The following is a 19,847-nucleotide window of genomic DNA, read 5'->3' as shown; positions in this document are numbered from 1 at the left end:
GGATTCACCTGTGACCAGCACCGAGTTCACCACCCTCAACGGCACCTCCGCCTTCGTCCCCGCCCCGGCGTCGCCCTACCAGGGGGACATCGCCCGCTACTGGGACCAGGAGGCCAGGCCCGTGAACCTGCGTCTCGGCGACGTCGACGGGCTTTACCACCACCACTACGGCATCGGCGAGGTCGACCATGCGGCACTGGGGAATCGCGGCGACAGCGAGTACGAGAAGAGGCTGATCGCCGAACTGCACCGACTGGAGTCGGCGCAGGCCGAGGTCCTCCTGGACCACCTCGGCTCCGTCGGCCGCGACGACACGCTCGTGGACGCCGGCTGCGGCCGGGGCGGGTCGATGGTCATGGCGCACCAGCGCTTCGGATGCAAGGTCGAGGGCGTCACCCTGTCGGCCAAGCAGGCCGATTTTGCCAACCGGCGTGCCCATGAGCTCGGCATCGACGACCATGTCCACGCCCGCGTGTGCAACATGCTCGACACGCCCTTCGAGACGGGGATGGCCGCGGCCTCGTGGAACAACGAGTCGAGCATGTACGTCGACCTGCACGACCTCTTCGCCGAGCACTCCCGCGTGCTCGCGGTCGGCGGCCGTTATGTGACCATCACCGGCTGCTGGAACCCGCGTTACGGTCAGCCCTCGAAGTACGTCTCCCAGATCAACGCGCACTTCGAGTGCAACATCCACTCGCGCCGGGAGTACCTGCGGGCCATGGCCGACAACCGCCTCGTACCGCAGGCCGTCATCGACCTGACGCCGGCGACGCTGCCCTACTGGGAGCTGCGGGCCACGTCGTCCCTGGTCACCGGCATTGAAGAGGCCTTCATCAACTCGTACAAGGACGGGTCCTTCCAGTACGTGCTGATCGCGGCCGACCGCGTCTGACGCCGAACGCCCGGGCCGGCCGCAAGCGGCCGGCCCGGGCGTTGCCGTCGGGCGGGGTATTACCGGAGCGGATCAGGCCAGGTCGAACCGGTCCAGGTCCATGACCTTGCTCCACGCGGCGGCGAAGTCCTTGGCGAACTTCTCCTTCGCGTCGTCGCTCGCGTACACCTCGGCGACCGCGCGCAGCTCGGAGTTGGAGCCGAAGACCAGGTCGGCACGGGTGCCGGTCCACTTGACCGCACCGGTGGCGCGGTCGCGGCCCTCGAAGGCGGTCTGGTCGGCGGAGGTCGAGCTCCACGCGGTGCCCATGTCGAGCAGGTTGACGAAGAAGTCGTTCGTCAGCGTGCCCGGGGTCTCGGTGAGGACACCGGTCTTGGAACCGTCGTAGTTCGCACCGAGGACGCGGAGGCCACCGACCAGGACGGTCATCTCCGGGGCGCTCAGCGTGAGCAGGTTCGCGCGGTCGACGAGCAGGAACTCGGCCGGCAGCCGGCTGTCCTTGCCCAGGTAGTTGCGGAAGCCGTCGGCCACCGGCTCCAGCGCCGCGAAGGACTCCGCGTCGGTGTGCTCCTCGGTCGCGTCGACCCGGCCCGGGGCGAAGGGCACCTCGATGTCGATGCCGGCGTCCTTGGCGGCCTTCTCCACGGCCGCGCTGCCGCCGAGCACGATCAGGTCGGCCAGCGAGACCTTCCGGTCCGAGCCGCTGTTGAACTCCTGCTGGACGCTCTCAAGGGTGCGCAGCACCAGGGCGAGCTGGTCGGGGTTGTTGACCTCCCAGCCGCGCTGCGGCTGGAGACGGATGCGGGCGCCGTTGGCACCGCCGCGCTTGTCGCTGCCGCGGAACGTCGAGGCCGATGCCCACGCGGTGCTGACCAGCTGCGAGACGGTCAGGCCCGAGTCGAGGAGCTTGGCCTTGAGGGCCGCGATGTCACCGGCGTTGATGACCTCGCCCTCGCGCTCCGGCAGCGGGTCCTGCCACAGCAGGGTCTCCGCCGGGACCTCCGGGCCGAGGTACAGCGACTTCGGGCCCATGTCACGGTGCGTCAGCTTGTACCAGGCCCGGGCGAAGGCGTCCGCGAACTCCTCCGGGTTCTCCCAGTAGCGCCGGGAGATCTGCTCGTAGACCGGGTCGAAGCGGAGCGCCAGGTCGGCGGTGAGCATCGCCGGGGCGATCTTCTTCGAGGAGTCGTGGGCGTGCGGGATGGTGCCCTCGCCCGCGCCGTCCTTCGGCTTCCACTGGTGGGCGCCGGCCGGGCTCTTGGTCAGCTCCCACTCGTAGCCGAAGAGGTTCTCGAAGAAGCCCATGCTCCACTTGGTGGGCGTGCTGGTCCAGGTGACCTCCAGGCCGGAGGTGATGGCGTCCGCGCCCTTGCCGGTGCCGTAGGTGTTCCGCCAGCCCAGGCCCTGCTCCTCGAAGCCGGCGGCCTCCGGGTCGTCACCGACGCTCTCGGCCGGGCCCGCACCGTGGGTCTTGCCGAAGGTGTGACCGCCGGCGATCAGGGCGACGGTCTCCTCGTCGTTCATCGCCATGCGGCGGAACGTCTCGCGGATGTCGCGGGCGGAGGCCAGCGGGTCGGGGTTGCCGTTGGGGCCCTCGGGGTTGACGTAGATCAGACCCATCTGGACCGCGCCGAGGGGCTCCTCCAGCTCACGGTCGCCCGTGTAGCGCTCGTCGCCGAGCCAAGTGGTCTCCGGGCCCCAGTAGACGTCGTCCTCGGGCTCGTAGGCGTCCACGCGGCCGCCGGCGAAGCCGAAGGTCTTGGCGCCCATCGACTCCAGGGCGACGTTGCCGGTGAGGATCAGCAGGTCGGCCCAGGAGATGCTCTTGCCGTACTTCTTCTTGACGGGCCACAGCAGGCGGCGGGCCTTGTCGAGGTTGCCGTTGTCCGGCCAGCTGTTGAGGGGCGCGAAGCGCTGCTGGCCCGTGCCGGCGCCGCCGCGGCCGTCGCTGATCCGGTACGTGCCGGCGCTGTGCCAGGCCATTCGGATCATGAGCGGGCCGTAGTGGCCGAAGTCGGCCGGCCACCAGTCCTGCGAGGTGGTCAGCACCTCCTGGATGTCCTGCTTCACGGCCGCCAGGTCGAGGGACTGGAACGCCTCGGCGTAGTCGAAGCCGTCGTCCATGGGGTTGGCCACGGGCTGGTTCTTGGCAAGAATCTTCAGGTTCAGCCGCTCCGGCCACCACTGGCGGTTTCCACCGCCCTGGGTCGGGTGCGGGGCGCGCGCGTGCGCGACCGGGCAACCGCCAGCCTCACCCTCGGTTTTGGAGTCGGTGACGATTGCGTCGTGGTTCTCGGACATGCGGATCCTGATCCTTCCGGGCCAACGGGTCACGTTGTGGAGCTGTTGGGGTGGTGCGGGAGAGGGGTTGAAGCATCCAGGGCGCCGCCCCGTGGATCACCTGGGACAGGTCGACGGCGACGGTGTCCCACCGCGCGAAGAGCGGTGCGCACCGTACGACCAACCGACTTCTGCTGTTTTGTCGTCTCCTGTCCCTTGGCGGGTTCCGGAACTGATCCTACGATGGACAGAATCCAAGTCAATAAGTTGGCCAAACTCATACGCAGTAGAAGTACGTCGGCGTGCGTGGGGTGCGGTCCACGGGCTGGACGGCTGCGTCCATGGACACCGTGCACCATCGAGACCGACGGGGTGAACCGAATGAGTGACCTGCTGGAGCGACTGCTGGGGCGCGGCTGGCGGATGACGTCCCAGCGGCGCGTCGTCGCCGAGGTGCTCAGCGGGGACCACGTCCATCTCACGGCCGACGAGGTGCACGCCCGCGCCGTGCGGCGGCTCCCCGAGATCTCCCGCTCGACCGTCTACAACACCCTCGGCGAGCTGGTCGCCCTGGGGGAGATCGCGGAGGTCTCGACCGACGGCCGCGCCAAGCGGTACGACCCCAACGCGCACCGCTCGCACCAGCACCTGGTGTGCTCCGGCTGCGGCACCATCCGCGACGTCCACCCCGTCGGCGACCCCCTCGCCGGTCTGCCGCCCGAGCAGCGCTTCGGCTTCACGGTCGCCGCGGCCGAGATCACCTACCGGGGGCGCTGCCCGTCCTGTGTCTGACCGGGGGCTCGTGGACCCCGGCGTAGACCGGGAAGCTCCAGCTCCCCTCCCGCGCCACGCCGCCGACGTTCAGGAACCAGCCGCCGCGCGCGGAGCTGCGGCGGGCGATCCTGACCGGAGAACTGGAGTCCGGGCAGCGGCTGCACAAGGCCCACATCGAGCTGCACCGCACGATCTGGACGATATCGGACAACGTCATGCTCGGTCCGGATGTGGCCCATGGTCGAGGCGCACGTCAACCTGGTGATCTCCGTCGACGAGAGCGAGCGCGCCGACCCCGACCGGGTGCTGCGCGTCCACGAGAAGCTGGTCGAGGCGATCTTCGAAGGCGACGGCGATGCCATCGACGCCGAGGTCGAGGCGCACACCCAGCGCAGTGCCGATGAGCTCGCGGAGCTGCTGGCCGCCCGCCGACGCGGCGGGCGGGGGAACCGCCTGAGCGAGGCGCGGCCCGCCCGCTCGCACCTACCCCAGGTAGTCTCGACCTTTTGTTTGTCACTCAAGGTGTTCTTGGTGCAGGAGGGTATGCGTGCGAGTGTGGCGACGTTGTATGGACGCGGGCGAGGTGTGGGGGAGTGAAGCCCGCGCCGACTACCTGAAGGTCGCGCAGTTCATGCAGCGCAGGGAGCCGGCCGGGTACGCGGCGGTGCGGATGCTGACGCCCGCGCACTTCCAGCCCCACGTGCTGGCCGGTTACGCCTTCGCGTCGTTCACCGACGACCTCTGCGACCGGGGCACCGTGGCGGAGCGGACCCGGCGCTTCGACGCGTGGGCGGGGCAGATCCGGGCGGCGCTGGATTCCGGCACCTCCCGGCACCCGCTGCTGCGCGCGTTCCTTTACACGTCCGGCCTGCGCGATCTGCCCCGCCACTGGATCGAGTCCTACCTGGACGGCGCGCGCATCGACCTGGACTTCCCGGGCTTCAGGACGGAGGCCGACTACCAGGCGTACGTGGACCGGCTGACGTGGCCGTTCCTCATGATCACCACCGGGCTGGCGCAGCCGGGCGGCGGCACCCCGGAGTTCGCGCAGAGCTGCCGGCTGGTCGCCGACGCGGGCCAGCGCACCGACATCCTGACGGACCTGGCCGAGGACCTGCGGGACGGGCGCCTCTACCTGCCCCTGGACGCACTGGAGCAGCACGGCGTCACCCGCGCCGACCTCGACGCGGGGCGCGACGTCCCCGGCGTCCGGGCGCTCCTCACCGACGCCGCCGGCAAGGCGCACCACACCCTGCGCGAGGCGTCCCGGCTGCTGGACGAACTCCCCGAGGAGTACGGGCCGTTGATGCGGTTCGTCCTGGACCTGCATCACCAGCGGCTGGAGACGGTGGTGGCCATGGGCGCCACCGTCACCCGGCGGCCTGCCCGGGACAACCCGCTGACCTGCCTGCGCCTGCTGGCCAGGGCCCGCCGCCCGCACCACGGCCGGCGCCCCGCCCCGCAGGCCCGGAAGGAATGCGAGCGGAGCGGGGTATAGGAAGAGCCCTCCCGGCGGCCGGAGCGGATGCTCAGAGCCGGCCGTCGGTCATGGCCAGCAGCCGGTCGAGGACCGCGGCGTCCGCCCGTACGCCGTCGTGGGCGTGGGCGTTGGTGATCCAGGGGCGCAGACCGCGTACCAGGTCGGCGGTGGCCAGGGACTGCTCGCGGTCGACGAACATGTCGTCGAAGTAGACGGCGGCGGTGACCGGGACCTCGTTGTGGGCGAGCCGGTCCAGGTCGTACAGGGGCGGCCAGTCGGTGCGCTGGGCGAGGAGGTCAGCGGTCTCGCGCAGCGGTACGAGGGCGGGGTCCTCCGCGAACTGCCAGGGGTAGATCATCTCGCCGGTGAACCGGAGCGGACCGTGCGGGGCCTGGCCGTGCGCGTCCTGGCCGTCCGCGTCGAACTCCGGGAATTCCGCGCGGATCCGGTGCGCCGACCAGTCGGTGGGGCGGCCGCCCTGTGCGTAGATCGGCTCGTGGAGCACCGCGTAGAGGGGGCGCGGGGCGAAGGACACGACGGCGTCGATGCCGCGCAGGAAGGTGTCGGACAGCTCGGGTCCGCTCACGCCGTCGACGAAGGCGGATTCGAGGAGGTAGTGGAGGGTGTCGAAGCCGGACGACGTGCCGAAGGTGATGCCCATGGTCTGGAAGCGGCGGACACTGAGACGCTCGCCGGACGGCATCCGTACGTCGTGCGCTGCGAGGTGGGCGGCGACCGCGTCGGCGAGCGCCTGATCGCCGGGGTAGCGGGCGAAGTAGCGGTCGTTGTGGGCGAGCGTGCGCCGGTACGCGGCCCGGTACACGTCGTCCGCGTGGCCGGTCAGCATCGGCAGGCCGCCGGTGATGAGCGCCCGCTCCAGTCCCTCGGGCGCGAGGCTCAGGTACGTCAGCGCGCAGAAGCCGCCGAAGCTCTGGCCGAGGACGGTCCAGGGGCGGTCGCCGCACAGCATGCGGCGCAGTAGTTCGGCGTCGCGCACGATCGAGTCGGCACGGAAGTGCGCGAGGTACTCAGCGGCTGAGCCGGCGTCGTGGTGGACCGCGAGGGTGCGGCGGTCGGCGGGGGTGGAGCGGCCCGTGCCGCGCTGGTCCATGAGCACCACGCGGTAGTCCTTGAGGGCGCGGCGCAGCCAGGCGCCGGCCGCGTGGGGCCGCTCGGCGCGGCCGCCAGGCCCGCCCTGCAGCCACAACAGTCGGGGCAGGTCACGGTGTTCGTGTTCCGCGGCGACGACCTCGCGGGCGAAGAGGCTGATCGCCGGGCCGTCCGGGCGCGCGTGGTCGAGCGGTACGTCGATGGTGTGGTCGGTGCAGACCATGCCGTTGTGTCGGTAGGTGGCGGGCGCGGCGGTCGTCATGGGCGAGCTCCAGCGGGTTCGGCGGCGGGGGAGTTCAGGGCGTGTGCGTACGCCTCCGGGGGCGCCCGGCGCGGACGCCCCCGGAGGCCTGCGGGTGCAGGATCTTCAGTACCCCTCGACGCCCAGTTCGCGACAGATCTCGACCAGTTCGGGGTGGACGTAGACCCCGTCCTTCTCGATGGCCTCGCCGTCGAGGTAGAGGGACGGGCCGAGCACGGAGCCGTCGGTGTGGGCGGCGGCGACCCACGGCTCGCCGCCGATCCAGGCGCCCTTGGTGCCGATGCCCAGCTCCACGCAGCCGAAGACCCGCTCGTCCTCGACGATGCGGCCGGTCGGCGCGGGCACGCCCGGGTTGAAGCCGAGCGACCAGTGCGCGATCCGGAACATGTTCGGGTCGTTCCAGGACTCCATCCAGCGGCGGAAGACGTCCGCTTCCTGCCCGCCCTCGATCCGGGTGACGACGCCCTTCTCGACGGTGCAGCGGACCGGCGAGCGCAGCAGGCCGAGCTGGTCCGGCGGCCACAGCGCGCCGTCGAAGACGAGGACGCCGTCCTGGGTCGCCTCCAGCGGGTTCCAGGAGATCTGGCCGGAGAGCATGACCGTCTCGCCGGGCTTCTCGGCGGGCTTGCCGCGCAGGTTGATCGGCCGGTCGCCGTTCCGGCCGACCAGGTCCGTGCCGTTCGCCGAGGTGATGCGGACCTCGTCGGCCTGTTCCAGCAGGCGCACGAGCGCCTTGCCGAGCTTCATCACGCCCTCGAAGTCGGGGCGGCCCACCGTGGCCACCAGCATGTGCACGTCCATGGCGGTGAGGTTGGTGTACCGGCAGCCGTTCGCCATGGCGGTGCGGAAGGCGTCGGAGTGCATGACGTAGGAGACCGCGAACTCGATCCACACGTCGGCGTCCGCGATCGCGCCGGCGACCGGCCGCGGCGGCTCCATCGAGGAGCTGGGCAGGGTCTCGTACCAGACGACGACGGGGTGGGCGCCGGCGGCGGCGACGGCCTGCGCGGTCGCGTCGACCACCCGGCGGTCGCTGCTGGTGTCGCCGGTGAGGACGACGTGCTCGCCCGGCTTGACCAGCATGACCTGCTCGACGAGCTTGCGGGCGGCGAGGGCGAGTTCGAAGGCGAGATACTCACCGCGCGGTTCGAGGCGGCTGTACATCTCCATGAGGTTCTCCTTGTACGTACGTCGTGGTCGGTGCGGGGCGGGCGGAAGCGGTGGCGGGCGTGCCGTGGCGGGCACGGGCGTCCGGACGGTGGTGTGCAACCGGCGTCAGCCGGCCTTGAGGATCTGCGCGGAGTCGCCGAGCGAGCTGCCCGCGATGAGGCCGGCGCCGACGAGGTTCAGCTCCTCGTCGGCCCGCGGTCCGCGCAGCTTCCGGTACGCGACGCGCACGGCCAGCGCGGCGAGCACCAGCCAGCAGGCGTGCGGAGTGAGGATGAGCAGGCCGGTGGCGAGCATGACGCCCATCTGGCGGCGGGTGCCGCCGAGAAGCTGGACCAGCGCTCCGGGCACGGCCCACAGCAGCATCGTGCGGAGCACTCCCGGGTCGCCGAGTCCGTGCCGGACGGTGTCCGCGTAGACCTTGGCGACGGGCGGGACCAGGCCCTGCCGGAAGTACGACTGCCACAGCACGGCGACCACGACGAGGGCCGCGGCGAAGCCGATGAGGGCGGCGCGGAACTGCTCGCGGCGGCCCTCGCGCTCGTACGGGTCCCAGGGGCGGTGGTCCCGCCGCAGCAGCCACCCGGCCTTGAGGTCGTACCCCATGTCGGCGAAGGCGGGGCCGGTGGCCGACACATAGCCGACGAGCAGCGCGAGCGGTACGGACGGGATGCCGATGAGGAGCCCGAAGACCAGGAAGATCAGGGTGACGGCGAAGGACGGGAACCAGCCGGACTGCATGGCCGCCAGCCCGACGATCAGCTCGTGCACCAGCGCGGCGAACGCCGCGAAGAGCACCCAGCCGACGAGTCCGGCCGGGCTCATGTCGCCCAGGAGGCCGCCCACGACGGCGAGGACGACGGCACCGGCGACGAAGAGGGCGTAGCCGCGCAGCAGCGTCCGGCGCAGACCGGACTCGTCGACGGTGACGGCGGTCGTGGGATCGGCGGCTGATCCGGCGGGGGCGGCCGGACTGCTCGTGGCAGCATCGGGCTTCCCGGCCCCGCCGCGGCGGCGTACGAGCACGACGGCTGCCTGCCCGAGGGCCACCACTCCGGCGCCGACCATGACGCCGTGCGGTACGTAGCCCACGCCCAGGTCGGTGTGGAACAGCGCGGGGCTGAACTCGCGCAGTCCGAGGCCCACGCCGAACATCAGCAGCGCCCAGACGTTGCCCAGGAACGCGACGCCCGCGGCGGACAGCGGCAGGCTCAGCAGCGTGCCGCCGATGCCGACGAGCGTGCCCGCGCCGAGCACGAGCGCCCGCTTGCCGCCCCGGTCGCCCGCCTTGATCGTCTCGGCGGCCGCGGTGCCCGGCGGCCAGGCGGCGGTCGCGGGCAGCAGCCGCGACCCGAAGGAGCGGTACAGCACCCACGTGTCGATGAGCAGCCCGATGAACGCGCCGGCGAGCATCGGCCAGACCAGGTCCCGGCGCCCGAAGACGTACGGCACGGCGATGGACGTCAGCAGGGCGTTGGCCGAGGCGAAGGTGGCGGCGGAGATCGCGCTCTGGGCGAGGTTCTGCCGGTGGACGGAGCGCATACGGCGCAGCCCGGCCAGCGGGACGCGGCCGATCAGCATGGCGATCAGCGCGCCGACGACCGAGGTGTTGGCGGAGATGCCGAGCTTGGCGACGAGGTCGGCGCCGATCACGGCACCGACGACGGACAGCACGACGAGTACGGCGAGGACGAGCGGTTCGCGGACCCGTGGGTGGGCGGCCGGGCCGCCGGGGGACTCCGATGGGTCCGGGGCGGATTCGGCCGTGGCCGAGGCGTGGTGCGACATGGGACACCCCTTTTGCGGGCAGGGCGGAGCAGCGTGCCGGCGCACGCGAGTGGGCGGATGGGCGCGTGGGGGGGGAGGGGGAGCGGGGAGCGCGAGGGCGACGGCGTGCGTACGGGTCCGCTCGCCGGGCTCCGCGTCAGGGGCCGAAGGCGGCGGTGGCCTCGGCGGCGCCGGCGACGACCAGGTCGACGATGCGGTCGGTGGCGCGGGTGATGCGGTGGGCGGGGCCGATGACCGTCAGGGACGCGGCAACGGTGCCGGCCTGGAAGACGGGCGCGGCGATGGCCGCGACGGCCTCGTCGTACTGGCCGTGGCTGATGCTGTGGCCGGTCCTGCGGACCTCGGCGTAGCACTCCAGGAGTGCGTCGAAGTCGGTGATGGTGTTGTCGTTGAAGCGCTGGAGCGGGGTGGCTCCGAAGATCTGCCGGATCTCCGCCTCGGGGTAGTGGGCGAAGATCGCGTGTCCGGAGGCCCCGGCGTGGCCCGGTATGAGGGCGCCCACGATCGCGGTGTAGCGGATGGGGCCGGTGCCGTCCACGGCGGCGGCGCAGCGGTAGCCGCTGCCGTTCGGGACGTTCAGTACGACGCTCTCGCCGGTCTCCCGGAGCAGCTGCGCGAGGGTCGGGCGCACCAGTGACGGCAGGACGCCGCTGTGCTCACCGACCCGGGCCAGCCGGGACACCGAGGGCCCGAGACGGTAGCGGCGGGTGGCGGGGTCGCAGACGAGGAAGCCGCGGGCCATGAGGGTGGTGAGCAGCCGCTGTGCCACGGCCTTGTCCCAGCCGTGGTGGCGGGCGAGCTCGCTCACGCCCCACTCGGGGCGCCGTTCGGAGAAGGTGAGCAGCGCGACCAGAGCGCGGTCGGCGCTCTGCAGAATGCCGCCCGCCGCCGGAGTACTGCGAGGAGCCGTCTCCTCGGAGCCCGCATCGGCCATGTGTCCGCACCTCTCTTCCCGGGACCGGCTCTCTTGCCGCCGGTCGGTGCGCTCAGCGCAACGCCGTTGCGCTGAGCGGCGAGAACTATGAGCCCGCGGAGGAGAGGTGTCAAGGGGTGTGGAGGGGTGCCAAGGGGGATCCGCTTGTCACAGTGGTGCGCCCGGGGCGCGTCAGCCGTCGGCGGGCACCGCGGGGGTACGCGCCGCCAGCTCCTCCGGGGTGCGGGGGCCCGGTGCCGCGTCCGGCAGCAGCCCGTGGGCGCGGAGCAGCCCGGTCACCGCGACGCCCCACGGCAGCCGCAGCCCGGCGTCGTGGAGGAGGTCCGTGCGGGCCAGCGTCGCGGCGGTCGGGCCGGTGTGCACGCCCTGCGGGGTGAGCAGCGCGGCGTCGTCGGACCAGCGCAGCGCGAGGTCCACGTCGTGCGTCGCCATCACCACCGTGGTGCCGCCCGCACGCAGCCCGTCGAGGGTGACGAGCAGCCGTTCCTGGCCGTCCGGGTCCAGCCCGGCGGTCGGCTCGTCGAGGATCAGCACTCTCGGCCGCATGGCGACAGCGCCGGCGATCGCGGTCCGCTTGCGCTGCCCGTACGACAGCAGGTGGGTGGGGCGGTCGGCGAGCGCGGTGATGTCCAGCGCGGCCAGCGCCTCCTCGACGCGGGCCCGCACCTCCGCGTCGGTCAGGCCGAGGTTCAGCGGGCCGAAGGACACGTCCTGGGCGACCGAGGCGGCGAACAGCTGGTCGTCCGGATCCTGCACCACCAGCTGCACGGTGGTCCGCAGCCGGGTCAGCCCCTTGCGGTCGTACCGCACCGGCTCCCCGCCCACCGCCAGCTGCCCGGTGCGCGGCGCGAGCCCGCCGCTGAGCAGCCGCATCAGCGTCGTCTTGCCGCTGCCGTTGCGCCCCAGCAAGGCCAGCGCGCGCCCCTCGGGCACGTCGAAGTCGAGGTCGCGCAGGACGGTGGGCCCGTCCTCGTACGCGAAGGACGCGCCCCGCAGCGTGAGCAGGGCGGGGGAGTCGCTCATGACAGGGGCCTTTCCAGAACGAGGGTGAGGACGGCCAGCGCGACCAGCAGCGCCACGCTCGCGGCCGTGAAGCGCGCGGAGATCCGCGCCTCGGGCACCAGAACGCGCAGCGTGCCGTCGTACCCGCGCCCGGCGAGCCCGGTCTGGAGCCGCGCCGCCCGGTCGAAGGCGCGCACGAAGGCGGTGGCGGCAAGCCCGCCGAGCGAACGCCAGGCGGCCGCCCGCGTGGTGTGCCCCAGCCGCGCGGCCTGCGCCTCGCGGATCCGCCGTACGGAGTCGAGCAGCAGGAAGCTCATCCGGTACGTGACCAGCGCGACGTCCACGACGGGCGCCGGCACCCCGGCCCGCACCAGCCGCGGCAGCAGGTCCGACATCGGGGTGGTGAAGGCGAACAGCAGCACGCCGAGGGAGGCGGCCGAGGTACGCAGCAGCAGCTCAGCGGCCCGGACCGCGCCGCCCTCGGCCGGCGACACGAAGCCGTCCGCGCCGCCCACCTGTACGAGCAGCGGCAGCGCGCCGGTGACGCAGAAGCCCAGCGGCACCCGGTACGCGCGCCACAGCCGGCGGCCGGGCACGCCCGCCGGGCCGAGCAGCACCGCGAGCGCCGTCAGCAGGACGAGCGCGGCGCCCGGCCAGGGCGGCAGGGAGATCGCCAGGACGGTGAGCCCCAGCCCGAGCACGGCCTTGTCCACGGGGTGGCGGCGGCGCCAGCGACTGCTGTGCGCCGCCGCGTCGATCGGCAGCACGTGGGCTCAGGCCCCTTCGGCGGTCGATTTCCCGGCGCCGTCCGGCGCGTGCCCGTCGTCCTGACGTGCCCGCGCCCGCTCCTCGCCCTGCCGGCGGCCGCGGCGCAGCCCGAAGTAGTACGCGAGCACGCCGGCACCGAGGGCGGCCTGGAGGGCGAACAGCGCCGACTCGATCTCCCCGGACGGCGGTTCGTAGAGCGGGGAGAACCACGGCTCGTAGTCCGGCTCGATCTTGGTGATCGCGGTCTCCGCCTCTGAGTCGGAGCCCGTGAACGGTTCCTTCTTGTGGTCGCCGAGGCCGAGGGCCAGCGGCAGGACGGCGAGTGCGACCACGGCGAGCAGCAGCAGTGCGTTGATCTTCGTGTGGCGCTTCACCGGGCCGCCTCCGCGGTCGCGTCGGACTGCTTCCGCCCGCCGCTCAGGAGCACGCCCAGCCGGGTCAGTTCGCCCTTGCTGGACTGCACCAGAAGCCGCATCACGAGGACGGTCAGGAGCCCCTCGCTGATGGCGAGCGGGATCTGCGTGACGGCGAAGATGGAGCCGAACTTGCCCAGCGCGCCGAGGAAGCCGCTGCCCGGGTCGGGGAAGGCCAGCGCCAGCTGCACGCTGGTGACGCAGTAGGTGGACAGGTCGGCGACGAACGCGCCGAAGAACACGGTGACCATCAGCGGCACGCCGTACCGGCGCAGCAGCCGGTAGACGCCGTACCCCGCCCACGGCCCGACGATCGCCATCGAGAAGGCGTTGGCGCCGAGCGTGGTCAGGCCGCCGTGCGCCAGCAGCAGCGCCTGGAAGAGCAGCGTGATGGTGCCGAGCACCGCCATGATCGGCGGGCGGAACAGGATGGCGCCGAGGCCGGTACCCGTGGGATGCGAGCAACTTCCCGTCACCGACGGCAGTTTCAGCGCGGACAGGACGAACGTGAAGGCGCCCGAAGCACCGAGGAGCAGGGTGGACTCGGGGTGCTCCCTGACCTCACGGGTGAGTGACCGGACTCCGTGGACGACGAACGGCGCCGACGCGACGCCCCAGGCGACCGCGTGCGCCGGTGGCAGAAAACCCTCGGCAATGTGCATGGCTCAGCAGACCCTCTCCAGCACCTCGTGGATGGTTGACGTGCCGAGGCCGGTCTCCTGGCTGACGGGTAACACCGCCCGTGCTCCGCCTTCCCGGGTCACAAGGACCCAGTGGCTGCCCGCGAGGGCCGGAGCCGGACTTCCCGATCACAGTGGCGAGGGCCGCACCGGCATCACACCGGATTTCCCGTTACCAAGGCGTGGCGACAGTAGTGCCAGGCCGTCGGTGCTGGCAAGCACGGCCATGCCGCGCACCCGGCCGTGACCACGCCCACCGTCTCCAGGACTCCGTGGACGCCGACGCACAGGATGGCGACGCTGCTGACGACCAGCGCCACGGTCATCCACGGACTTGTACGGAAACGCCGCGGTACGCCGGTATGGCGGAGCCGCCAGACCTCGCCATCGGCCTGCCGGTGATCCGCACCTCCGTGGACCACGGCACCGCCTTCGACACCGCCGGTACCGGCAGGGCCGAGGCCGGTAGCATGATCGAGGCGCTGCGGCCGGCCGCCGAGACGGCCGCCGCCCGCTGAACCGACGAACCGGTAAGGACACCAGATGCCGCCCACCGCATCCCAGGCCCGGCTCACGGCCGACGGCCGCCTCGCCCGGACCTACGGCGGCGCGATGGCGGGCCGGACCCTGGTCACCCACCGCACGGCGCCCCGCGACCAGGTCACCCCCTTCACCGACCGCGGCATCCGCGTCGTCCAGGTGGAGCCCCTCGAAGAACCGGGCGGCGGAGCCCTTCAGTCGCAGGGAGGCGACGCGTCATGAGCAACGTCGAGGTCCTCGCCCCGCGTGACGTCCCGCTGGGCGGCCCCCGGTCGATGACCGTACGCCGCACGCTGCCGCAGCGGACCCGGACGACGATCGGCGCCTGGTGCTTCGCCGACCACTACGGTCCCGACGACGTCGGCGAGTCCGGCGGCATGCATGTCGCCCCGCATCCGCACACCGGGCTCCAGACGGTGAGCTGGCTTTTCAGCGGGGAGATCGAGCACCGAGACAGCCTGGGCAGCCACGCCTTCGTACGGCCCGGCGAGCTGAATCTCATGACGGGCGGGCACGGGATCAGCCACTCGGAGGTCTCCACCGCGCGCACCACCGTCCTGCACGGCGTGCAGCTGTGGGTGGCGCTGCCCGATGCGCACCGCGACGCCGAGCGGGACTTCCAGCACCACGTCCCCACACCCGTCCACGTCGGCGGGGCCGAGATCCGGGTGTTCCTGGGCACGCTCGCCGGCACCACCTCCCCGGTACGGACGTTCACCCCGCTGCTCGGCGCGGAGCTCACCCTCGCACCTCGCGCCACGGTCACCCTCGCCCTCGACCCGGCCTTCGAGCACGGCCTCCTCGTCGACCGCGGGGACATCCGCATGGCCGGCGCCCCGCTCCGCCCGTCCGAACTGGGCCACCTCCCCACCGGACACGACACCCTGACGCTGGTGAACGATTCGGACGACGCCGCCCGCGCGGTCCTGCTCGGCGGAGCCCCGTTCGAGGAGGAGATCGTCATGTGGTGGAACTTCATCGGCCGCAGCCACGACGACATCGTCCGGGCGCGGGAGGAGTGGGAGCGCGCCTCCGACCGTTTCGGAACCGTCGACGGCTACGACGGGAAGCGCCTCCCCGCCCCGGCCCTGCCCCACGCCACCCTCACCCCGCGCGCCAACCCGCCCCGCCACTGACAGCAAAGCGCCCCTGACGGCAATCGGCCCCGGCCCCGCTGGATGCCGGACCGGGGCCGACATGCTCAGCCGGTGAGGGTGCTACTCCGCCGGCCCCGCCGTCCTACGGCGGCGCATCCACCACACCAGGCTCCCGCCGGCGGCGAGCAGCATCCTGACCTGCCGTCCTGGCTGGAAGCCCGGTCCCGGGAGTTCGCCCGGTGGTGCCGGGGGACCGGAGCGCCGGAGGGCACCTGGGACTTCTCCCGGCCTCATCGACACCCCGCCGTAGCCGCCCCCCCCGGGCAAAGGGAGGCCGGGGAACCGGCCCCCTCGGACTGATCCTCACCCTGTTCTGGGAACTCGACGACGCCGACGAGCCGGTCGAAGCCCACCTCACCGACATCCTCACGGACTAGCCGGCTCACGAACCGGTCGGCATCCCCTCGATCCTCAAGTGGTCCAGACCTATTGACCCTAGGTCTGGACCAATCTACGGTGTGCCCACTCATCCGGTCATCCCGGCCATGACGACTCGGATCTCCGCGCGCCATGGCGAGAGAGGACACGACGTGATCGGTAAGGCTCTCCGTCTGCTGGGTGCCGGGCTGGCGCTGGTGTGTGCCGCACAGCTGCCGGCCGCCGCCGCACCCGCCGCGCCGCAGGCCGACACCTGCGCGGTGAAGTCCCGGCCCACGGGCAAGGTGCTCCAGGGCTACTGGGAAAACTGGGACGGCGCAACGAACGGCGTCCACCCGGGGCTCGGCTGGATCCCGATCACCGACTCCCGCATCGGTGCGCACGGCTACAACGTCATCAACGCGGCGTTCCCGGTGATCCGTTCGGACGGCACCGTCCTCTGGGAGGACGGCATGGACGCCACGGTGAAGGTCGCCACGCCCGCCGAGATGTGCCAGGCGAAGGCGAACGGCGCCACGCTCCTGATGTCCATCGGCGGTGCCACGGCCGGCATCGACCTCAACTCCACCGCCGTCGCCGACCGGTTCGTCGCGACCATCGTGCCGATCCTGAAGAAGTACAACTTCGACGGCATCGACATCGACATCGAGACCGGCCTCACCGGCAGTGGCAACATCAGCCGGCTCTCGGCCTCGCAGGCCAACCTCATCCGGATCATCGACGGCGTGCTCGCGCAGATGCCGTCGAACTTCGGCCTGACGATGGCCCCCGAGACCGCGTACGTCACCGGCGGCAGCGTGACGTACGGCTCGATCTGGGGCGCGTACCTGCCGGTCATCAAGAAGTATGCGGACAACGGCCGCCTGTGGTGGCTGAACATGCAGTACTACAACGGCAGCATGTACGGCTGCTCCGGCGACTCCTACTCCGCCGGCACCGTCGAGGGCTTCACCGCGCAGACGGACTGCCTCAACAAGGGCCTGGTCGTACAGGGCACCACCATCAAGGTGCCCTACGACAAGCAGGTACCGGGCCTGCCCGCCCAACCGGGCGCCGGCGGCGGATACCTGTCCACCGCCCAGGTCTCCCAGGCCTGGAAGCACTACAACAACAGCCTCAAGGGCCTGATGACCTGGTCCCTCAACTGGGACGGCTCCAAGGGCTGGACCTTCGGCGACAACGTCAGGACGCTGCAGGGCCGCTGACGTCCGGATGCGCCTCAGGGGCGGACGGGTGAAGAAGCCGCCCGCCCCTGAGGCGCCGCTCCCCGTTCAGCGAGTGCCGGTGCTCGCGAGTGCGAGGTCGCGGGCCTCGGCGCGGGTAGCCACCGCGGGGGCCGAGCCGGGGAGGGGGCGGCCTGCGGATTCCGTGGCGAACCAGCAGGCGACGGCGCCGATCGCGCCGGCGGCCATGAGGTAGTAGCCGGGCACGTTGATGTCTCCGGTGCCCTGGATCAGCAGGGCGTTGATGACGGCGGTGGTGCCGCCGAAGAGCGAGACGGAGATGTTGAAGGCGATCGACAGGCCGCCGTAGCGGATCTCGGTGGGGAAGAGCGCCGGCAGCGTGGACGGCACGGTGCTGTTGAAGCAGAGCAGCATCAGCGACATCAGCGTCAGGCCGAGGAAGACCGTCGTCAGGGTGTTCTGCTGGATCAGGAGCACGGAGGGCACGCCGAGCACGATCAGCATGCCGCAGCCGAAGTACAGCACCGGCTTGCGGCCGACGCGGTCGGAGAGCCGGCCGACGAAGGTGATGAGCAGCATGCCCAGCGCCAGGACGGCGATCTCCAGCAGCTGCGCCCAGGTGGCGCTGACCGCGGGGGCGAACTTGCCGATGTACTCCAGCATGTACGTGGTGAGCATGTAGTTGGTGACGTTGAAGACGAGCACCAGGCCCATGCAGATCAGCATCGGCCGCCAGTACCGGACGAAGATCTTGCGGATCTCCTTGAGGGTCTGGTTGCCCTCGCGGCCCTTCGTCTCCGCGACGACGGCCTGGAACGCGGGGGTGTCCTCCAGCTTCAGGCGGAGGTAGAGGCCGATGATGCCGATCGGCCCGGAGATCAGGAACGGGATGCGCCAGCCCCAGGAGAGCAGGTCCTCGTGGGACATCACGCCGGGCAACTGGATGACCAGGCCGGCCACGCCGCCGAGCAGGTAGCCGGTCAGCGTGCCGAACTCCAGCCAGCTGCCGAGGAAGCCGCGCTTCTTGTCGGGCGCGTACTCGGCGATGAAGGTCATCGCGCCGCCGTACTCGCCACCGGTGGAGAAGCCCTGGACGAGCCGGGCGAGCAGCATCAGCAGGGGAGCCGCCGGGCCCCAGGTCTCGTAGCCGGGTATGAAGGCGATGACGAAGGTGCCGATCGCCATCATGATGACGGTGAGGGACAGCACCTTGGTGCGTCCGATGCGGTCCCCGAGGGGGCCGAAGAACATGCCGCCGAGCGGACGGACCAGGAAGGCGACGGCGAACAGGCCGAGCGTGCCGATCGTGCCGACGGTCTCGCTCGCGCCGGTGAAGAACACCGCGGTGAGCACCGGCGTCAGGTTGGCGAAGACACCGAAGTCGAACCACTCGGTGATGTTTCCGACCGCCGCCGCGCTGATGGCCCGTCTGGTCACTTTGGGGTCGGTGACCGTGACCTCGTCGGCCGTCAGCGGTTTCCGGGTGACGGATTCGGTATCGGCATGTGCAGCCGGCACAGAGAACTCCCTCAAACATCGCTCCCGGCGGAGGCCGCCGGGAGCGCGATTCAGCGCGGCACGAGTGCCCCGAAGGGCTTCGGCGGGCGCTGCGTGCGATTCACAGCCTTGGTGGCTGAGGTGGCGCCGGAGCCGGCGTCCCGGTGGCTCTCGCCGGCGGAACGACGGCTCAGGCGGAAAGGTCGTGCTGAGTGGGCCTCACTTCGATGTAGACGATTTCCACCTTCCGGCCGGGCACGCGGGTGCGGGTCCGGCCGGCCGGAGTGCGGTCGACCTCGGCGACCGCGACGCTCGTCACCAGGACGAGCAGCGCGGCGAGCGAGGTCACCAGGAACGTGGCCGTGGTCAGGGAGAACGGGACGGCCGGCAGCCCGACGGCCACGGCCGGGAGGCCGGCGCCCAGGTAGAAGGAGAGGTAGAGGGCCCCGGTGAGGGCGCCGCGTGCCCGGTCGGGGGCCTTGGCGTCGACCGCCGCGGCCGCTCCGGCACAGGCCAGACCGTGCCCGGCGCCCGCCACCACGGCCGCGACCAGGGTGAGCGCGGTCGACCTGCCCGCGGTGAGCGACAGCAGGGAGAGGCTGACCAGGAGGGCCGCGAGACCGGCGAGCTGCGCCTGGCGCGTGCCGAGCCGCCCGACCAGGGGCTGGGTGAGTGCGGAGCAGACCAGTACGGCACCCAGGATCGAGCCGGTGACCGCCATGTTGTGGTGACCGGACCGGGCCGGCAGGGCCGGGATGATCGCGAGGAACAGACCGGCCGTCGTCCAGGCCAGGAAACCGACGGCCGAGGCCGTGGCGAACACTGCCCGCATGCCCCGGGGAATGCGGGGGAGGGCCGGCCGCCGGCGGCCTTCCGGCACGGCGACAGCGGTGGGCGCGAGGGCGGAGACCCGGTACGCGGCGAGCGCCAGCAGGACCAGGTGCAGCAGGAAGGGCAGGACGTACGGGGCCGGTGCGTACTGGGCGAGGAAGCCACCGACGGTGGCGCCGGACGCGGTGCCCGCCACGAAGGCGATGCCGGCGAGCACCGCCCCGCGCCCCGCGGTCCCCCCGCTGACGAGCGCGGCGGCCGCACCGGTGGTCGCCCCGACGGCCAGGCCCTGCGCGGCGCTCCCGGCGATGAGCCATGCCGGCCCCGGGCCGAAGGCGAAACAGGCCGAACCCAGAGCCGCGAGCGCGATGCCCGCACGCAGGACCGGCCGCGGCCCGAAGGCGTCCGAGACCGGGCCGAGCAGCAGCAGTGCGGGGGCGCTGACCAGCGCGAAGACGGCGTGGAGCAGCGTCATGGTCAGCTCGTCGGCGTGCAGGCCGACCTGGTAACCGGGGTGGAGCGAGCTGGGGAGACAGGCCCCGAACGTGAGCACGACCAGCACGTAGAGCCCCGTCGCCCGGCTGCGGCGGGTACGCGAGGGGGACGCGGCTGAGCGGGAGATCCGCCGGCGGCGTCCGAAAAGACTCGTGGACAACACGCACGCAGAGTGACATCTGCGACTCACGCGCACAATCGAATGGCTTTGG

General features: G+C 71.9%; 18 protein-coding genes, 1 pseudogene and 1 riboswitch. Of the genes and pseudogenes, 8 read left to right on the top strand and 11 right to left on the bottom strand.

Annotated elements, in window-relative coordinates; translation table 11 throughout:
- Nucleotides 1-10: 10 nt before the first annotated feature.
- The gene (locus tag ABZ840_RS32645; protein ID WP_361565973.1) at nt 11-895 is read left to right on the top strand and encodes a geranyl diphosphate 2-C-methyltransferase; all 885 of its coding nucleotides are present in this window, start codon (nt 11-13) and stop codon (nt 893-895) included.
- A gap of 72 nt (nt 896-967) precedes the next feature.
- On the opposite strand, the gene katG is transcribed toward ABZ840_RS32645, so the two are convergent.
- Complete coding sequence (katG, locus tag ABZ840_RS32640) at nt 968-3,196, bottom strand: catalase/peroxidase HPI (protein WP_361565970.1); 2,229 nt, start codon at nt 3,194-3,196, stop codon at nt 968-970.
- Between the two features lie 360 nt (nt 3,197-3,556).
- On the opposite strand from katG, the gene ABZ840_RS32635 reads away from it, so the two are divergent.
- From ABZ840_RS32635 to ABZ840_RS32625, 3 genes are all read left to right on the top strand, one after another.
- Nucleotides 3,557-3,967, top strand: coding sequence for a Fur family transcriptional regulator (locus tag ABZ840_RS32635; RefSeq protein ID WP_361565967.1), 411 nt, complete (start codon nt 3,557-3,559; stop codon nt 3,965-3,967).
- Between the two features lie 219 nt (nt 3,968-4,186).
- Nucleotides 4,187-4,546 (top strand): hypothetical protein, encoded by a 360-nt coding sequence (locus tag ABZ840_RS32630; protein ID WP_361565964.1) that lies wholly within the window; start codon nt 4,187-4,189, stop codon nt 4,544-4,546.
- Nucleotides 4,518-5,447, top strand: coding sequence for a squalene/phytoene synthase family protein (locus tag ABZ840_RS32625; RefSeq protein ID WP_361565962.1), 930 nt, complete (start codon nt 4,518-4,520; stop codon nt 5,445-5,447). Before ABZ840_RS32630 ends, ABZ840_RS32625 begins: the two co-directional genes overlap by 29 nt.
- Nucleotides 5,448-5,478: 31 nt before the next feature.
- On the opposite strand, the gene ABZ840_RS32620 is transcribed toward ABZ840_RS32625, so the two are convergent.
- The 8 genes from ABZ840_RS32620 to ABZ840_RS32585 form a co-directional block, all read right to left on the bottom strand.
- Nucleotides 5,479-6,801 carry an alpha/beta fold hydrolase gene (locus ABZ840_RS32620; RefSeq protein WP_361565960.1) on the bottom strand — a complete coding sequence of 441 codons (1,323 nt, stop codon included), beginning with the start codon at nt 6,799-6,801 and terminating at the stop codon, nt 5,479-5,481.
- Nucleotides 6,802-6,906: 105 nt separating this feature from the next.
- Complete coding sequence (locus tag ABZ840_RS32615) at nt 6,907-7,971, bottom strand: hypothetical protein (RefSeq protein WP_361565958.1); 1,065 nt, start codon at nt 7,969-7,971, stop codon at nt 6,907-6,909.
- 105 nt (nt 7,972-8,076) lie between these two features.
- Complete coding sequence (locus ABZ840_RS32610; protein WP_361565956.1) at nt 8,077-9,756, bottom strand: OPT/YSL family transporter; 1,680 nt, start codon at nt 9,754-9,756, stop codon at nt 8,077-8,079.
- Nucleotides 9,757-9,892: 136 nt separating this feature from the next.
- Nucleotides 9,893-10,690, bottom strand: a complete 798-nt coding sequence (locus tag ABZ840_RS32605; protein ID WP_361565953.1) for an IclR family transcriptional regulator — start codon at nt 10,688-10,690, stop codon at nt 9,893-9,895.
- A 171-nt stretch (nt 10,691-10,861) separates the two neighbouring features.
- Nucleotides 10,862-11,713, bottom strand: coding sequence for an ATP-binding cassette domain-containing protein (locus ABZ840_RS32600; RefSeq protein WP_361565950.1), 852 nt, complete (start codon nt 11,711-11,713; stop codon nt 10,862-10,864).
- Entirely contained in the window at nt 11,710-12,459 is a 750-nt protein-coding gene (gene cbiQ, locus ABZ840_RS32595) for a cobalt ECF transporter T component CbiQ (protein ID WP_361565947.1), read from the bottom strand. The genes ABZ840_RS32600 and cbiQ overlap by 4 nt, the downstream gene beginning before the upstream one ends.
- Nucleotides 12,460-12,465: 6 nt before the next feature.
- Nucleotides 12,466-12,834, bottom strand: a complete 369-nt coding sequence (locus ABZ840_RS32590) for an energy-coupling factor ABC transporter substrate-binding protein (protein ID WP_361565945.1) — start codon at nt 12,832-12,834, stop codon at nt 12,466-12,468.
- Entirely contained in the window at nt 12,831-13,535 is a 705-nt protein-coding gene (locus tag ABZ840_RS32585; RefSeq protein WP_361565942.1) for an energy-coupling factor ABC transporter permease, read from the bottom strand. The genes ABZ840_RS32590 and ABZ840_RS32585 overlap by 4 nt, the downstream gene beginning before the upstream one ends.
- Before the next feature lie 29 nt (nt 13,536-13,564).
- Nucleotides 13,565-13,770, bottom strand: a riboswitch (cobalamin riboswitch).
- A 160-nt stretch (nt 13,771-13,930) separates the two neighbouring features.
- Between ABZ840_RS32585 and ABZ840_RS32580 the strand changes: the two are divergent.
- The 4 genes and pseudogenes from ABZ840_RS32580 to ABZ840_RS32565 form a co-directional block, all read left to right on the top strand.
- Nucleotides 13,931-14,071, top strand: a pseudogene (locus ABZ840_RS32580) (4-hydroxythreonine-4-phosphate dehydrogenase PdxA); the annotation flags it as partial.
- Nucleotides 14,072-14,096: 25 nt separating this feature from the next.
- The gene (locus ABZ840_RS32575; protein WP_361565940.1) at nt 14,097-14,315 is read left to right on the top strand and encodes a hypothetical protein; all 219 of its coding nucleotides are present in this window, start codon (nt 14,097-14,099) and stop codon (nt 14,313-14,315) included.
- Nucleotides 14,312-15,229: a pirin family protein gene (locus ABZ840_RS32570; protein ID WP_361565937.1), complete on the top strand. Its 918-nt coding sequence runs from the start codon at nt 14,312-14,314 to the stop codon at nt 15,227-15,229. The genes ABZ840_RS32575 and ABZ840_RS32570 overlap by 4 nt, the downstream gene beginning before the upstream one ends.
- A 587-nt stretch (nt 15,230-15,816) precedes the next feature.
- Nucleotides 15,817-16,833, top strand: a complete 1,017-nt coding sequence (locus ABZ840_RS32565) for a chitinase (protein ID WP_361566142.1) — start codon at nt 15,817-15,819, stop codon at nt 16,831-16,833.
- A 66-nt stretch (nt 16,834-16,899) separates the two neighbouring features.
- Here the strand turns inward: ABZ840_RS32565 and ABZ840_RS32560 are convergent, their stop codons facing one another.
- Nucleotides 16,900-18,330 (bottom strand): MFS transporter, encoded by a 1,431-nt coding sequence (locus ABZ840_RS32560; protein ID WP_361565935.1) that lies wholly within the window; start codon nt 18,328-18,330, stop codon nt 16,900-16,902.
- Nucleotides 18,331-18,499: 169 nt separating this feature from the next.
- Entirely contained in the window at nt 18,500-19,798 is a 1,299-nt protein-coding gene (locus ABZ840_RS32555; RefSeq protein WP_361565932.1) for an MFS transporter, read from the bottom strand.
- Nucleotides 19,799-19,847: the final 49 nt, after the last annotated feature.

Origin of the sequence: Streptomyces sp. NPDC047117 (assembly GCF_040643545.1) — a bacterium.
In the GTDB taxonomy this organism is placed as follows: domain Bacteria; phylum Actinomycetota; class Actinomycetes; order Streptomycetales; family Streptomycetaceae; genus Streptomyces.
Note: the sequence above shows the minus strand (reverse complement) of the source record. Positions and strands in the feature narration are given on the sequence as shown.